Origin of the sequence: Rhizobium album (genome assembly GCF_003122325.1) — a bacterium.
GTDB lineage: Bacteria > Pseudomonadota > Alphaproteobacteria > Rhizobiales > Rhizobiaceae > Metarhizobium > Metarhizobium album.
In genome coordinates, this window is record NZ_QFBC01000006.1 from 23,680 (window position 1) to 39,477 (window position 15,798).

The window sequence follows — 15,798 nt, forward strand, 5'->3', positions numbered from 1 at the left end:
CTGATGCCGCCCCGGTCTTTTTTCAAGCAGACGCAATATCCGCGTTTCAGAAGCGGTAGGTGACGCCGGTTCCGATCAGCCAGGGGTTGAGCTTCGCCTTGCCGGACAGCGACGTGCCGTTGAGATCGACCTTCCACTTGGGCTCGAGGAAGAGCTTCTTCACGTCGAAGTTCACGCCCCAATGATCGTCGATCATGTAGTCGAAGCCGACCTGCAGGGCGCCGCCCAGCTTGTTCTCGACATCGAGATTGGAAAAGGCACCGGAACCGGACTGATTGTAGAAAAGCGTATAGTTCACGCCCGCACCGACATAGGGTTTGAAGGCGCCGAAATCGGTGAAATGATATTGCAGCGTCAATGTCGGCGGCAAAAGCCACGTCTTGCCCACCTTGCCGAGTCCGGCAATCGCCCCATCGGCCTTGACGTTTGCATAGGTCGTGCCGAGAATCAGTTCGGCGGCGATGTTGTCGGTGAAGAAGTAGGAAATATCGAGTTCCGGAACGACCGTGTTCGAATAGGAGAGATCCGACCCGGCTATGCCGTTCACAAACCCGGAATCTTCGGTGATGACGCCGAGGCCGCGCACGCGGATCTGCCAGGGGCTTTGGGCCGCCAGATCGGTTGCCGCTTCCGGCGGCGCCATGCGCTCTTCGAGGTCGGCGGCCAGGGCCTGGTTGCCAAGCAGCATCAGGCCGGCGGCAAGCATCGCTATCCTTGCCCGTTCCATCCTGTTTTTCGTCATTTCGTCTCTCCGTCAGTCAGACTCGTCTTTGCGGAGCGACTATGGGGCCGGCGGGAGACGTGCTTCTTTGCGCTAGATCAAACGATCCCGCCCAGGGAACGGCATTGAGGCGAGATTCGCGCAGATATTGACAATTGCTCAGTGAAAACAAGGAAAAACGGTAGCGGACGTCACGGCGAATCCGACTGTCGCCTTGCCGGGGACGGCGCGTTGGCGTCATCCGAAGCCTTGTCCGTGCCTTCCGGAGTCCAGGTTTCTTCTCCCAGCCTCTGGTCGCCGTTGAACGCCCAGCGGCCTTTCCAGCTCTTGTCCGGCTGCAGCACATATTCGACGATGCCCATCGAATCGCCGGTTCCGAAACCGACCACGAAGCGGCTATCCGCAGAGCCGGACGATTGCCCTTCTATGCCGACGCCGACAACCTGCGCGCCGGCGATATCCCATTTAACGGAATAGGCGGCACCGCTTTTGTTCACCTCGACCTGCCCCGTGTAATGGCTGCCGTCGGAGGGGTTCGTGCCGTTCACCGCATAAACGCCAGTGGGATCTGCGAGGGCCAAACCGGGCACGACGACAAACGCCAGGGAAAAAAGCGAGAGGGGACGAAAAAACACCGCTGTTGCACCTTTCGAACGATTTCCGGGAACATAGTTCAGCCGAGAAAGCCCATCCGATTGAAAATCGGAGGAAAATTACCAAGATTTCACTTTATCAGCGGCCATCGCCTATGTCACATCCGAATGAAACAAAAGGATGAACGAATGACGGCTGACAGCAACAACGAGGGCAAGAGCGTGGCGAAAGCGGAAACGCCGGATCTTGCCGCGATCCTCGGCAAGACACGCAAGAAGCGCGGCGGGGCTCGCTGGCTGGTGCGGTTTCTCGTCGTGTTGATCCTGATCGGCTGCGGTGCCGGGGCCTATTTCTATTTCGGGCAAAGCGGCGAGACCTATGCCTACACCACCCAGCCGGCGAAGAAGGGCGAGTTGACCGTCATCGTTACCGCCACCGGATCGGTGGAGCCGACGGAAAAGGTCGATATTTCCAGCGAGCAGTCCGGGACGGTCAGAAGCGTCTCGGTCGACTACAACAGCATCGTCAAGGCCGGCGATGTCCTGGCGGTTCTCGACACCAACAAGCTCGAAGCGGATGTGCAGAGCGCCCAGGCGAAACTCAACTCGTCGAAGGCGAACGTCCTCAAGGCGCAGGCCGACCTCGGATCGGCGCTGAACGGCCTGGAGCGCCTGAAATCGCTGGTGCAGAACAAGGTATCGACGCAACAGGACCTCGATGCCGCGCAGTTCAAATACGATGCCGCCGTTGCCACCACACAGATCAACGAGGCCGACGTGCTGGCGGCGGAAGCATCGCTGAAACTTGCAGAGGTCAACCTGTCGAAGGCGCGCATCGTCTCGCCCATCGACGGCATGGTGCTGACGCGCGCCGTCGATCCCGGCGCGACGGTGGCCGCATCGCTGCAGGCACCGGTGCTCTTCACCCTCGCCGGCGACCTGCGGCGGATGGAGTTGCAGGTGGATGTCGACGAGGCCGATGTCGGTCAGGTTGCCGTCGGCCAGAAGGCGACCTTCAGTGTCGACGCCTTTCCCAACAAGAAATTTCCGGCCGAGATCCAGAAGATCCGTTATGCTTCCGAGACGATTTCCAACGTCGTGACCTACATGGCGGTGCTGACCGTGCAGAACGACGAACTGCTGTTGCGGCCGGGCATGACGGCGACGGCGGATATCGTCGTCCAGTCCATCGCGGATACGGTGCTGATCCCGAATGCGGCGCTGCGATATTCGCCGCCGTCGGAAGGACGCTCGCGCGGCCTGCTGAGCCTGTTCCGCCCGCCGCGCATGCGGAATTTCTCGGCCCCGCCGCAGACGGGCGCAAAACGCAATGTCTGGGTGCTGCGCAACGGCCGCGCCCAATCGGTAGCCGTGGAAATCGGCGCCACGGACGGCCAGTTCACGCAGCTTGTTTCCGGCAGCCTTTCGGACGGCGACGAACTGATCACCGACGCGACGGCACTCGGCCGGTGAGCGGGAGGCTGGGATGACAACGCCGCCGCTGATCGAATTCCGCAAGGTTTCCAAGCTCTACGGCTCCGGGGAAGCGACGATCCGCGCCCTCGACCGGATCGACCTGTCCATCCGGCCCCAGGAATTCGTCGCCATCATGGGGCCGTCCGGATCAGGCAAGTCCACGGCTATGAACATCATCGGCTGTCTCGACGTGCCGACCGATGGCGACTACCTGTTCCAGGGCATCTCCACCAGCGGCTTCGACCGCACGCAGCTGACGCTGCTGCGGCGTCACATGCTCGGTTTCGTCTTTCAGGGTTTCAACCTGCTGCCGCGCACTTCCGCCATCGAGAATGTCGAACTGCCGCTGGTCTATCGCGGCATCGACACCAAGGAGCGGCGTAGCCGGGCTGCGGATGCGCTCGCCCGCGTCGGCCTCGCCGGGCGCGAACATCACACGGCCCAGCAGCTTTCCGGCGGCCAGCAGCAGCGCGTCGCCATCGCCCGCGCCATCGTCACCGATCCGGCCGTGCTTCTGGCCGACGAGCCGACCGGCAACCTCGACACCCGCACCAGCATCGAGATCATGGAGCTGATCACCGGCCTCAACCGCGACCGCGACATAACGGTCATCATGGTCACCCATGAAAACGATATAGCCGCCTATGCCAGGCGCGTGCTGCGCTTCGTCGACGGCCGTCTGGAATCCGATCGCATGAATAGCGAGGTCGCCGATGTTTCTTGAGACCGTAAAACTCGCGCTGCGCGCCATCAGCCGCAACCTGCTGCGCTCGTTCCTTACCGTGCTCGGCGTGGTGATCGGCGTTGCCGCCGTCATCGCCATGGTCACCATCGGCAACGGCACGACGGCGCAGGTGACGGCCGATATCTCCAAGCTCGGCACCAACATGCTGTTCGTCCGTCCCGGCCAGTTCGGCCCGCGGCGTGCCGCGACGGAACCGAAACGTTTTACCGAACGGGATGTCGATGCGATCCGCAGCCAGATCAACGGCCTCCGGGCGGTTTCGCCGGTCAGCCAGTCGACGGCGGTGATCATCTATGGCGGGCAGAACCATTCGAGCACGGTGGCGGGCGTCACCAACGACTATCTCATCGCCCAGAACTGGGAGCTTGCCAGCGGCCGCAGCTTCCTGGCCTCGGAGGAGCGCGGCGGCCAGACCGCCTGTATCCTCGGCGAAACCGTGCGGCAGGAGCTGTTCGGCGCGGCGCGCCCGGAAGGACAGCTCATCCGCGTCGGCAAACTGTCCTGCTCGGTCATCGGCGTGCTGGAGAAAAAGGGCCAGTCCGGCATGGGCAACGACCAGGACGACACGGTGCTCGTGCCCTTGCGCGTCTACCAGCGCCGGATCGGCGGCACGACGGATATCTCGACGATCATGCTGTCTGCCCGCGACGGCATCTCGACCGCCAAGGTGCAATCCGACGTCACGGCGCTGCTGCGCGAGCGCCGCAAGATCGGGCTCGGCCGCGAGGACGATTTCAACGTCAACGACATGACGCAGATGGCGGCGACGCTGACGGGCACCACCACGCTGCTGACCGGACTTCTGGGCGCCGTCGCTGCTGTCAGCCTGCTCGTCGGCGGAATCGGCATCATGAACATCATGCTGGTGTCGGTGACCGAGCGGACCCGTGAAATCGGCACGCGCCTGGCGATCGGCGCACTGGAGGGCCAGGTGCTGATGCAGTTCCTGGTCGAGGCTGTCACCCTGTCGATCTTCGGCGGTGTCGTCGGCATCCTGCTCGGCCTTGGCCTTGCCTATACCGTCGTTTCCTTCCTCGGCGTGCCGTTCGTCACCAGCCCGACGATCATCGCCGTCGCCTTTTTCTTCTCGGCCGCGATCGGCATGATCTTCGGTTATTTCCCGGCGCGCCGGGCAGCGCAGCTCAATCCGATCGAGGCGCTACGCCACGAATGACGGATCTCACTTGATCGAGTAGTCGTATTTGCCGGCGGTCCAGCGGACCGCCCGGAAACCGTCGGCAGTGGCGACCGGCTTGCTGAGGCGGGAGACGATCTCGCTCAGCGCCGCCCGGGCGTTCAAGGTCGCTTCGAGGCCCTGGTCGGCCGGCACCAGTTGCGAAAGATCGATGTCGTCGTTGATGACCAAAGCCACGAGGACGCTGTCGCCGCTTTCGCCGGCCTCGAAATCGAAGCCGTAATATTCGTCCGGAATGGTCAATGTCTGGTTCGGCGACAGCGGCGTGATTTTTTGCGCGACGGTGTTGGGGAAAATCTGCGTCGCCTCGCCCTTGGCGTTGACGTCGAGAAGCACGAGTTGCCCGCCGGACACGCTTTTTATCGCGATCTTGAAGACGTCGCCGGCATGCAGCGTCGTCCCCCGGTCTATGGAAACCGCCACCGAGCCGTTGTCATAGCCGCCCAGGATATCGCCGACCGACTGGACGGGATCGGCGGCGACATAGAACGGCTGCGGCGTCTGCAGCGTTTCGACCTTCTGGAGTTCCGGTTTTTGCTCCACGGCCGGCTTGGTATAACCGGCAAGCTCCGCCCCCAGCAATTGCGGCGAGGCTTCGATCTGCGGGTCGAGCGACTGGCAGTCCTTCTTCAGCTTGCAATATTCGCCGGATTTCAGTTTCAGGTACTGGAAGAGTTCCGAAACACTGGTGACGCCGTTGCCGTTGGCATCGGCCTCCCCCTTCACCAGCCCCGCGACGAAGGCGGCGGTGAAGACGCCGTGCCTCTCGTCCGGCGGCAGCCGGTCGTCGTCCCAGGCAACCTGATAGGGCGCGGCAGCACTCCAGGTGGTGAGCGATCCCTCGATCACCGCCTCCGGCTTGGTATCGACGGCAAGCTCGATCTTCAGGCCGCGCGTGGTCGGTTGGCTGTTGTCCTTCGAAGGCCGCGGCAGGTATCGCATGCCGGCAACATAATCATCGAGCGAGCCCTCCAGCGAGCGCGACAGGGTGCCGGAGTGGCAAGCATCGATGATCAGCGTCACCATGCGATCCTTCATCTTCTCGGTGAGCGCCTGGATGTCGTCGTCGCGAATGATGTTGGTCCAGTCGCTTTCACCGGGGGTGATGTCGTAAGTGGCAATCGCCTCGTCGAGCCCGTCCTCCTCGTCGCCATTGTCGTCCTTCACCTGCAAGCCGTGGCCGGAATAATAGAAGTAGACGCGGTCGCCCGGCTTTGTCCCGGCGACGAGCCATTCTTCGGCTGTGGCCAGCATCGCGCTGCGGGTCGCTTCCTTGTCCAGCAGGACCTTGATGGCTTCCGGCTTGAAGCCGAGCGTGCCGGTAAGAAGCGTCTTCATCGACACCACGTCGTTGACCGGACCATGCAGGAACATGCGTTCCGGCAGCTTTTCATATTCGCCGATGCCGATCAGCAAGGCCCTGTCTTCCGCGCGTGCGGCGAAAGAAGCCATCAGCACCGCGGTGAGGACGAACACGAAGCGGAATGGAAATCTGGGCATCACAGCTTTTCCCGGCTATAGAGCGGCTGGATGGAAATCTGTACGTCCTTGCCGTCGAAACGTTCCGGCAGTGCCTTCAAAAGATCGGAGGCGGAAACATTCGGCTTGTTCAACAGGGCGCTCAGTGCATCAATCGGCTCGTTGGTGGCGAGGACGATGAGGTGATCGGCACCGAAAGGCTTGACCACCTCAAGATCCGGCAGGCTGAACGGCTTGGTGTCCTCGCCGCCCGATTGCGCGTCGAGAAGCTGGGCTTCGCCGGTATTGGCAAGGTTGAAGACCAGAAGGTTCTTGTAGCTGGAACGGGGAGCATCGAACTTCATGCGATCGCCGGCCGCATAAATGTCCTTTGCCGGTGTCAGCGTTACTGTTCCGGGATTTTGCGCCGCCATCGCCTTCAGGAATTCCAGCAGGATGAATTTGTCGACCACCTGCTGCAGGCGGTCTTCACCGATCTTTTCGCCGGCGACATCGCCGTTCGGCGTGAAGAAAGTGCCGCTTGCCGCATCCCAGCGATAGGGTGCGGCACCGCCGTCCACGACGCGTTCGGGCCGAAAGCCGCTGCCTTCGACGGCAAGTGCGATCTGCGGTTTCCAGCCCTCTTCTTCGACGGGCACGGGTGTGGTCTCGGTGCTGGCGCCTGCCAGCCGAACCACCACTTCCTTCTCCGAGCGCGCCACGCCGGGCACGAAGTTCGGCACCTGCAGTGCTTCCGCCTGGCTCTTGATGGTGCTGAAGACGTAGTCCTCCAGTTCGACGCGGGTCAGGACGCCGTCATGGTTGCGGTCGGCCTTGCCTTCCAGCGAGCGGGCGAAACTCCAGCTCAGGGCGCCACGCGGCACGCCGTCGATGATGACTTCCGGCGTCGGCTGGCTCTCGAGCGAGGCGGCAAGCACCGTAACGCGCTTGAAACTGTCGTCGGAAATACCGGCGCCGGCGACCGATTCCTGGCTGGGATTGTCGATCTTGGCGGTAACGGCCGGCGCCAGCCGCGTCTTGCCAGACACCGCACGGCTCATGCCGCCGGAATGGCAGCTATCGAGGATGAAGAGGACCTGGATACCCTTCGCATCGGCCTCCATGAACCAGCTGTTCAATTCGTTGTCGATGATGCTTTCGCTGAAGGTTTCCTGCAGCCGCTCGACATTGAAGCCGGGCAGCACCAGAAATTCGTCCTTGCCGTCCGGTTCCGATCCTTCCACCAGTTCCGGCATCTGCGCGCCATGGCCGGCATAGGTAAAGATGATGGTATCGCCGGCCACGGAATTGGCAACGGCCCGCTCCCATGAAGCACGGATCGCATCCTTGCGCGCTTCGGCATCATAGAAAGTCGTGATGTTGGAGATACCGGCCTTTTTCAGCGCGTTGTCGATATCCTTGGCATCGTTGACGGCACCATTCAGCGATGTCGTGAATGGATAATTGTCGACTCCGATGACGATCGCCGTGGTTTCGGCCCAGGCACCGACCGGAAGAAACCAAGCCATTGCCGCCGCCGCAAGTACTTTGCGCATGCTATTTCTCCAGGTCGGCTTCCACGCGGCGTTGAAGCTGGTTCATCGTCTCTTCGTCGTATGCCGTGGGATCGTCGGGTTGGAACGGATCACTTTCCCCCCGGCCCTCGACCTTCAGCGTTCCGCTATAACCGGCCGCGGCGAGGTAACGGCTGAGAGTTTCGGCGCGTTGCACCGAAAGCCTGAGATTGCTCTGCTCCGAGCCGACCGGATCGGTATGTCCGATCAGCGTCACGGCTTTCGGCTTGGCCGATTTCAGGCACTCGGACAGGTCCTGCGCCGCCTTCTCGCCTTCCGGCGTGAAATCGGCCGTTCCGAAAACAAACCGTATCGGCGTCGTCTTCTTTTTCAGCGCTACGCCTCGATAGGCGATCTGGCAGCCGTTGCGCAGCAGGCTCACCATTTCCCGCACGGGAGCGGCCAGCTGCATTTCGGTCGCCAGCTTGTCCATGCGCCGGATGTAATCCTCATTCGGCGCCATCCAATCAGGCGTGAGCCGCGGGTTGTCGGCATCCACCAGCGCGGACTGATACCAGCGCGCCGCCTTGGCATACTCCTTGCGCTCGCGATAGACGTCGCCGAGCGCGTCCAGCACCTGCCAGGGGCCACCGAACCTATCGCGCAGCGCTTCGAGTTCGATAGTATGTTTTTCCAGACTGTCGCCGGTCGATACCGATGAGGAGATCCGGTTGAAGGCAAGCAGGGATACGAACCTGCCTGCCATCACCTTGTCTTCCGGCGCGCAGTTGACCGTCTGAAACGCGCCATAGGCTGCGCTTGCCGCCTGTTCGTCGTTGGCATTAAAGGCGTTGATGGCCGCCACCAGAGGCTCGCAGGCCACCGCCTCCACCAGCCCCGCGGCCATGAATGCCGTTACCCAAACAAGCTGTTTGCACGCTTTCATCCCGTGTCCCTCAGTTTGCCTTGATTTCGAACGTCACCATCTGCAGGCCGCTCGCACCGTTATCGGCCTTGGCCTGCTCGGCCAAATTGATCGCGATGCCGCGCGTGGTGGGCTGATGCGAGTCGGCCACCAGTTTCTTGGCCTTCTCCGCCGTCAGTTTCTGGTCGCCAAGGCCACCGACACGGCAGAAGGCAACCATGGTCTCGGCCGCCGCCGGCGTATCGAAGGTCAGGTTACCGGTGCCGGGCTGCGGTATCTGCCGCTTTTCGTCCGGATTGAGCGTCGTGTTGCCGATCATCACATCAGGAATGATTTCGACGTTTCCGCCTTCCTCGACATACAGCACCTGCAACTCGCACGCCTGGTTGGTCGAAAGCTCGAAGGAAAGCTTTTCGCCGACCTTGGCGGTGGTGGAAGGAACATGCAGGGCAAGCTTTACCTTGCTTTCCTGCTCTTTCTCTTCCTTGCGATACTCCGGTATCGCCGCTTCAACCGCCGCAGATGTGGCAGTCGCCGTTGTTGCCGCCGTGTCAGTTGTGGCTGTAGTCGTTGTCGTCGCCACGGTTTGCGTGGCCTCCGCCTTCGGAAGCGATTTCAGTCCCATCATCGGATCGAGGAGGAAGGCATACTGGTCTTCCAGTTCGACACGCGGAATGGTGCCGCCGGATTCGAGTGTCGCCATCCAGTCGATCACGACGCGCAGCAGCGCCGGATCGGAAATCCGCTTGGCGGCATCCTCGAAGTCCGTCGGGGTCAGGTCGAATTCCGCCGCCATCGCCTCGTAGTCGAGTTCGTCCTCGTAGAGGTCGGCGAAATAGGTCACCAGTTCGGCATTGCCCGGCGCCTGCATGCTCTGGGCCAGACCGTCCGGGGTCGGCTCGGTGACCTGGAGCGTCTTCAGCGCTGCGACGAAGCGTTCGCGGTCCTTGTTGTAGGCGTTATCCAGTTCTTCCTGCGGCACGTACATTTTCAGGAGCAGGTCACGCTGGTCGCGGTTGAACAGTGTCGAAACCTGGATGTGTTCGCGCAGCTGGTCGCGCTTCGACAGGATGCCGTTGGCATGGCAATCGAAGCAGGACCGGGCATTGATGATATCGACACCCTTGCCGATCGGTCGCTTGCGGAACGACACGATGCTGGTCGGGCCTACGTCGAGCTGCTTGCCCTCGGAGGTCGAGAGGTAATAACCCTGCAGGCCGTTCGGGAGCGAGAAGATCATTTCGCCGCCGTCGTGATGGAAGGATTCCAGACCGGTTTCGAGCGGTTCAAGTTCCTTCGGTCCATGCGGGAAGCGCTTCAGCACCTGTTTGCCGATATCGCCGCCGAAGTCATAGGACTTCCAGTAATAGCCGCCGAAGGGCATGTCATGCCGTTCCAGCATGCGGTTGTGGTCGGAAACGCCGGACGAACCATCGGCAAAGCCGGCACGGATGATGCGCAGATCGCGGATATTCTGGTCGACATCGATGTTGAAGCGTTTTTCCAGTTCACGGATGTCCGTCGGCAGCCGCATCAGGTGGTTGTAGATCTTCGGCCGTGCGGCGTTGCTCATGAACCAGTCGATGCGCATGATTGGCAGTGGCGTCGTCGTGCTCTTCGAAAGGGCCGCGAGCGACGGATCGCTGGCGGGATCGACGCCATAGAAATACTGCTTGATCAGGAAATCGTAGTCGTCCGCCTTCCAGTCGAGGTCGCGCAGGTCGACACGGACGAGCATGCCGTTGGTGCCGTCGACTTCCTTCGGGATGACGAGATTGGGGGCGTAGGACAGCGAATTGAGGAGCTTCTTGAAGCCGCCGGCCAGGATCGGCATGCGCTTCATGAAGGTGTTTTCCTCCTCGCAGCCCATCATGCCGTTATACTGGCTGCGATAGCTGAAATACCGCTGGAAAGGCCTGTCGCGCTCATCGAGCTTGGACACGTCCTTGAGGGCGGCCTCGACGAAACCGAGATAATTGAGCATCGGTCGCGAACGCGCCGGCTTGCTGGCAACGCTTTGTGCCGCAACCTGCTCGGTCAGCGAATTGATCCAGTCGCCGAGCGACTTGACCTCTTCGTCGCTGGGACGCTTGCCGAGCGGCATGCGGCCGCTGGTGACGCTGGTGAAGAGACGCGATTTCGACGCATCGCCGGGTGTGACGAAGGCGGCGTTCGTGGCAATCGACGACAGGTCGCCGGCGGGATAGCTGCCCTGCGAGCTTTCCCCGGGGCCATGGCAGTTGCGGCAATATTTGCCGATGAAGGCATCGGCGGCGGTCGCCAGGGCGGCATTGTCGCCGCTCAGCGCTGTGTCCGGCGTGCTTTCCTTGCACACGGCCTGGCTCGACGTCGCCACCGGCGCGGATTTGATTTCCCGGTCGGCGAGATAGGCATACATGGCGTTGCGGTCGTCTTCGCTCAGCGCCTTCATGCCTTCGGCCAGGCGATGCATGACCGGATCGGCGATCGGCGAACCGCCGAGCTTCTTGCCATCGTCGATGAATTGTTTGGTAAAGACCTCCGGCGAGGCAAGCCCGGCCATGCGCGCCTTGGTGATGTCGGGCGCCACCGCCCCCGTCAGCCCCTTCTCGCCCTCGAAGACGCGGTCCTTGTCGAGGCCGTAGGTGGTCGTGCGCGGCGTATGGCAATCGCCGCAGGCGCCGACGTTTTCGATCAGGTAGCGGCCGCGCTCCATCTGCGATTCGCCCGTCGGTTGGTAGGCCGCAACGGTGAAATGGCTGCGCTTCCAGAGCGTGATCGTCGTCTGGCGGCTGAACGGGAAGGCGATTTCATGTTCCTTGGACGCCGCGTCCGACTGCTGAAGCGTCTCGATATAGGCCTTGATGTCGAGGACGTCTTCCGGCTTCATGCCGCCATACGAGGTATAGGGCATTACCGGGTAGAGATTGTTGCCGTCCTTGTCGATGCCGTTCATGACGGCATTGAGAAAGGTCGCATTCGACCAGCCGCCGATGCCGTTCGGATGGGCGGAAATGTTCGGCGCGAAAAATTTGCCGATCGCGGTTTCCATTTCCAGGCCACCGGACAACAGCTTGGTGTTGTCGCCGGCACCGTGACAGGCGCCGCAGCCGGCAGCGTCGAACATGTATTTGCCGTTATCGACATTCGCCTTGTAGCCGCTGAAGGCGCTTTCTTCGAAAAGGTCGCGCGCTTCCGCCTGAGGAAGACAGAGCGTCATCGCCATCGCGATGACCAGCGGGCCAAGCGTGCATTTCGCGTATGCCATCCGTTCTACAGCGGATCTTGCTCCGAAAACCATGATCTGTCCCTCTCCATCCACATCCAGACACGCATTCACAATGCTTAACGGAACTCAAAGCGCTCGTATTCGACCCGCCTTGGTTTTTGTCCCATTTCTTTCAGGCCGGCCTCGATCGCCCGGCGCAGTTGCGGTGGCCCGCAGAACCACAGGTCGGCTTCACCCGGCTTGAAGGCGACGACGCCGGCGGCGAGTTTTGCGGCATCCATACGGCCACCGGTAGCCGAATCGTGCAACACGAAGGTGAAATTCGGCAATGTCTTCGCCTGGGCCTCGAAGGTTTCCACGCCGATCGCCTCGGAGCGGTCGCGCACGCAATAAACCATGTGGATATCCTGCCCCTCGTCGCCTTTCAGCTTCGAGGCCATGGCGAGAAACGGCGTGACGCCGATGCCGCCGGCAAGCCAGATCTGCTTCTTGCCGCCGCGCCGATGGTTAAAATGGCCGTAGCCGCCCTCAAGCCGCAAAATATCGCCGACGGCGATGTTTTCGCGCACCTTGTGGGTGAAATCGCCGAGCGCCTTGATGGCGAAACGCACCGTGCCATCCTCTTCCATGCCGGCGATGGTGAAGGGATGCGGCTCTCGCAGGCCCGCCTTGCTGGCCCGGAAGAATCCGAACTGGCCGGGCTTCGCCCTGAGCTTGCCGCCGGTGGGACAGGCCGTGATGATGGTGGCGCCGTCGTGACGCTCCACGTTCGTCACCTGGTAGCGCCTGGTTTTCACGAAGGCGAGAAACTGCGTGTAGACATAGCTGGCGATGCCGATCAGGGCGAAGATGTTGAGATATGTGGCGATCAGGGCCGTGCCGTCATAGGGACGCTTGATGAACATCTGATGGAACGCAACCATCAGGAACAGGATGCCGATCAGCCGATGCGTCCAGCGCCAGAAATGATAGGGCAGGCCGATCTTCGTCTTCGGAATGACCTTCACCAGACTCAACACCAGAAGAACGACAAAGCCGTAGAAGGCATATTCGCCGGCATTGAGGGCGATGGAATTGAGGCCGCTGGTCAGCGCCAGCCCCTTGAAATTCGGCGCAATGAAATAATGCACCAGAATCAGTCCCAGGACGGTCATGCCGATGGCGCGATGTACCCGATAGATCCGGTCGAGCCCGCCGAAAAGCTTTTCGATGAAAGGCGGACGGGCGGCAAGAAACTGGGCGATGGCCATCAATACGAAGGCCATCGACGATGCCAGAAGCGAGATCGTCGTTTCGGCATTGGTCTGGCTGACGGCCGGCACGGCAAGAATTGCCGCGACCAATGTCAGAATAATAACAAGAAAAACTCCCAGGCTCAAAGTCTCTCTCCGCATGAAACCATTGAAAGCGACATTGAGACTACAAGCCGGAAAGTTGGCGTCAATACCTTGGGAGACATCTTGCCCGGCTAAAATATGCGTCGCGGCCGGAGTTTAGACGAAACGGCGCGAATAGAGCCCGGAAAATCGGCCTGACGATCCGCAAGAGTTGCACGGCAACACATTTGCCGTCCCGACAAGGCTGGGCAGGCATGCCTTGGCCTCCCTGTCAAATGCGCAATTTTCAATTTTTCGGCTCGCGACAAGGCATCAACCACACTTCTGACGCAGCTCGACGTCTCTATGAGGAATACATTCCTATTTCACCCTGATATATCAGCAGATTTGCAATCAAAATCGAGCTGTGGCATTTTCTGATATATCACAACGGAGAATGAGATGCCCGACGCCGCCGGCTCGCTGAGCCACCTCGCCTATCTCAGCCTCGAAAACCTCATCGTGACGCTTCGGCTGAAGCCGGGAGCCCTGGTGACGGAAAAACAGTTGATCGACATGGCCGGCCAGGGCCGCACGCCGGTGCGGGAAGCGATCCAGAAGCTTGCCTGGCAGGGCCTGATCCTCGTGCGTCCCCGCGTCGGGCTGCAGATCGCCGAGATCCGGCCGGGCGACCATGCGCATATCGTCGCCATCCGGCGAAAGCTGGAGCCGATTGCTGCAGCACTCGTCGCCACGGGCGCCAACGACGATCAACGGACGGCGTTGCTGGCCTGCGCCCAGGAAATGACCGGGTGCGCCGTCACCGGCGACATCGGCAGCTTTCTCGCGGCCGACAAGGCCTTCGACGAAATCATGGAGGAATCCTGCTCCAATACCTTCCTGACCGCCGCACTGGCGCCGGTGCAGACGCATTTCCGCCGGATCTGGTATTCAAAGGCTTCGGTGGAACGGATGGACCAGTCGATTTCATTGCATGTCGGCGTCATCCGCGCCATCCAGCAGGGCAATGCCGAGGCAGCGGAGACGGCGATGCAGACGCTGATCAACCATGTCAGCCAGACATGAAAAAGGCGGCCCGCAGCCGCCTTTTCAAATTCTGCATCCAGCTTAGGAAAACCGTTAGCCGACGAAAGCACGCTCAATGACGAATTCGCTCGGTTTGTTGTTGGCGCCCTCTTGCATTCCGGCCTTCTCGAGCAATTCCTTGGTATCCTTGAGCATGGCCGCGGAACCGCAGATCATGCCGCGATCGATCTCGGGATTGAGCGGCGGAACGCCGAGATCGGAAAACAGCTTGCCGTTCTCGATCAGGTCGGTGATGCGGCCCTTGAACGGATAGTCCTCGCGGGTCACGGTCGAATAAAGGCGCAGCTTGTTGCCGACGATTTCGCTCAGCATGTCGTCGTTGCGGATTTCCTCGACGAGATCCTGGCCGTATTTCAGCTCGGCGACATCGCGGCAGGTGTGAGTGAGGATGACGTCCTCGAATTTTTCATAGGTTTCCGGATCGCGGATCAGGCTGGCGAAGGGTGCGATGCCGGTGCCGGTCGAAAACATGTAGAGCCGCTTGCCGGGCGTCAGCGCGTCGAGCACCAGCGTGCCCGTCGGCTTCTTGCGCATCAAAACGGTATCGCCCGGCTTGATCGCCTGCAGATGGGAGGTCAGCGGACCGTCCGGCACCTTGATCGAGAAAAATTCGAGTTCCTCGTCCCAGGCGGGGCTGGCGATCGAATAGGCGCGGTAGATCGGCTTGTCGCCGACCATCAGGCCGATCATCGCGAACTCGCCCGAACGGAAACGGAAACCAGCCGGCCGTGTCATGCGGAAGCGGAACAGCCGGTCGGTGTAATGCTGCACGCTGAGAACCGTCTCGGCAAAAACGCCGGCGGGGATGGAAGCTGCGAAATCTTCGGTCTTGGCGGGTGCGTTCATGTCGATCGGAAATCCTGAAAATCGTCTGCGGACGGCTTATTTCACGTGTAGGCTGATACTCTAACTTCGCCACCGAATAAAGGCAAAGCATGCCTTTGCCAGGCCCTGCGACGAAATATGCTTTTCATCCTCAAGTTTTCGGCGGCATCGGCGCCGCAAAGCGCCCTGCCCTGTTCAGGAGATGGTGCGCGACACCCGGCGCCAGCTGTAGGAGCCCGGATCGTCGGCCTTACGCACAGTCGGCTGGTAATGGTGCGGAATGCCCGGCAGCCGGTTTTCAGCAAGCCGCTTCAACGCCGTTGCGTTGGTCACTGCAAAACTGTCGATGCCGACACGCAGCATCAGCGGAACCTGGTCGATCAGAACGTCGCCGACCGCCCGCAACTCGTTGGCGTAGCCGAGCTGCTGGCGCAGCAGCGATGCATGGCTGAAGGCCCGTCCGTCGTTGAAGGCCGGGAAGGCGACCGCAACGATTTCCAGCCGATCGAGATAGGGCTCCAGCTTGCGAACATCGTCTGCCGGCTTGATCAGCACGCCGAGTCCGACATCGTTGCTTTCCTCGGCCCGGGCGATCAGCGCGTCCAGCGGCAGCAGCGGCTTCTGGTTCTCGGTGGCCTTGGTTTCTTCGGTTTCGATCACCCACGGATCGTTTTCGACAAAACCGGTTTCCTTCCAGATCTTCGTCATCGCCGTC

The 15,798-nt window shown here is 61.1% G+C and carries 13 protein-coding genes; 4 read left to right on the plus strand and 9 right to left on the minus strand.

The window, feature by feature from the left end; all coding sequences use genetic code 11:
• Positions 1-46: 46 nt before the first annotated feature.
• Both DEM27_RS14645 and DEM27_RS14650 read right to left on the minus strand, forming a co-directional pair.
• Entirely contained in the window at positions 47-742 is a 696-nt protein-coding gene (locus tag DEM27_RS14645) for an OmpW/AlkL family protein (protein ID WP_109459003.1), read from the minus strand.
• A gap of 170 nt (positions 743-912) precedes the next feature.
• The gene (locus DEM27_RS14650; RefSeq protein WP_128755509.1) at positions 913-1,269 is read right to left on the minus strand and encodes a hypothetical protein; all 357 of its coding nucleotides are present in this window, start codon (positions 1,267-1,269) and stop codon (positions 913-915) included.
• Between the two features lie 234 nt (positions 1,270-1,503).
• Between DEM27_RS14650 and DEM27_RS14655 the strand changes: the two genes are divergently transcribed.
• From DEM27_RS14655 to DEM27_RS14665, 3 genes are read left to right on the plus strand one after another with little or no spacing between them, the layout of a single operon-like run.
• Entirely contained in the window at positions 1,504-2,787 is a 1,284-nt protein-coding gene (locus DEM27_RS14655; RefSeq protein ID WP_109459005.1) for an efflux RND transporter periplasmic adaptor subunit, read from the plus strand.
• Positions 2,788-2,800: 13 nt separating this feature from the next.
• On the plus strand, positions 2,801-3,514 hold the full coding sequence (locus DEM27_RS14660; protein ID WP_109459006.1) for an ABC transporter ATP-binding protein: 714 nt from the start codon (positions 2,801-2,803) through the stop codon (positions 3,512-3,514).
• Positions 3,504-4,709 carry an ABC transporter permease gene (locus DEM27_RS14665; RefSeq protein ID WP_109459007.1) on the plus strand — a complete coding sequence of 402 codons (1,206 nt, stop codon included), beginning with the start codon at positions 3,504-3,506 and terminating at the stop codon, positions 4,707-4,709. The genes DEM27_RS14660 and DEM27_RS14665 overlap by 11 nt, the downstream gene beginning before the upstream one ends.
• A gap of 6 nt (positions 4,710-4,715) precedes the next feature.
• On the opposite strand, the gene DEM27_RS14670 is transcribed toward DEM27_RS14665, so the two are convergent.
• The 5 genes from DEM27_RS14670 to DEM27_RS14690 form a co-directional block, all read right to left on the minus strand.
• Positions 4,716-6,230 carry a caspase family protein gene (locus tag DEM27_RS14670; RefSeq protein ID WP_109459008.1) on the minus strand — a complete coding sequence of 505 codons (1,515 nt, stop codon included), beginning with the start codon at positions 6,228-6,230 and terminating at the stop codon, positions 4,716-4,718.
• A complete protein-coding gene (locus tag DEM27_RS14675; RefSeq protein WP_109459009.1) occupies positions 6,230-7,744 on the minus strand; it encodes a caspase family protein in 1,515 nt (504 codons plus the stop codon). Before DEM27_RS14675 ends, DEM27_RS14670 begins: the two co-directional genes overlap by 1 nt.
• Position 7,745: 1 nt before the next feature.
• On the minus strand, positions 7,746-8,648 hold the full coding sequence (locus DEM27_RS14680) for an OmpA family protein (RefSeq protein ID WP_109459010.1): 903 nt from the start codon (positions 8,646-8,648) through the stop codon (positions 7,746-7,748).
• 10 nt (positions 8,649-8,658) lie between these two features.
• Positions 8,659-11,874, minus strand: a complete 3,216-nt coding sequence (locus tag DEM27_RS14685) for a c-type cytochrome (RefSeq protein WP_165823437.1) — start codon at positions 11,872-11,874, stop codon at positions 8,659-8,661.
• Between the two features lie 77 nt (positions 11,875-11,951).
• Entirely contained in the window at positions 11,952-13,214 is a 1,263-nt protein-coding gene (locus tag DEM27_RS14690) for a ferredoxin reductase family protein (RefSeq protein ID WP_245445853.1), read from the minus strand.
• A 399-nt stretch (positions 13,215-13,613) separates the two neighbouring features.
• Between DEM27_RS14690 and DEM27_RS14695 the strand changes: the two genes are divergently transcribed.
• Positions 13,614-14,237, plus strand: coding sequence for a GntR family transcriptional regulator (locus DEM27_RS14695; RefSeq protein WP_109459013.1), 624 nt, complete (start codon positions 13,614-13,616; stop codon positions 14,235-14,237).
• A gap of 54 nt (positions 14,238-14,291) precedes the next feature.
• Here the strand turns inward: DEM27_RS14695 and DEM27_RS14700 are convergent, their stop codons facing one another.
• Together DEM27_RS14700 and DEM27_RS14705 are read right to left on the minus strand one after the other, a co-directional pair.
• Positions 14,292-15,104 carry a ferredoxin--NADP reductase gene (locus DEM27_RS14700; protein ID WP_109459014.1) on the minus strand — a complete coding sequence of 271 codons (813 nt, stop codon included), beginning with the start codon at positions 15,102-15,104 and terminating at the stop codon, positions 14,292-14,294.
• Between the two features lie 174 nt (positions 15,105-15,278).
• On the minus strand, positions 15,279-15,791 hold the full coding sequence (locus DEM27_RS14705) for a DUF934 domain-containing protein (RefSeq protein WP_109459015.1): 513 nt from the start codon (positions 15,789-15,791) through the stop codon (positions 15,279-15,281).
• Positions 15,792-15,798: the final 7 nt, after the last annotated feature.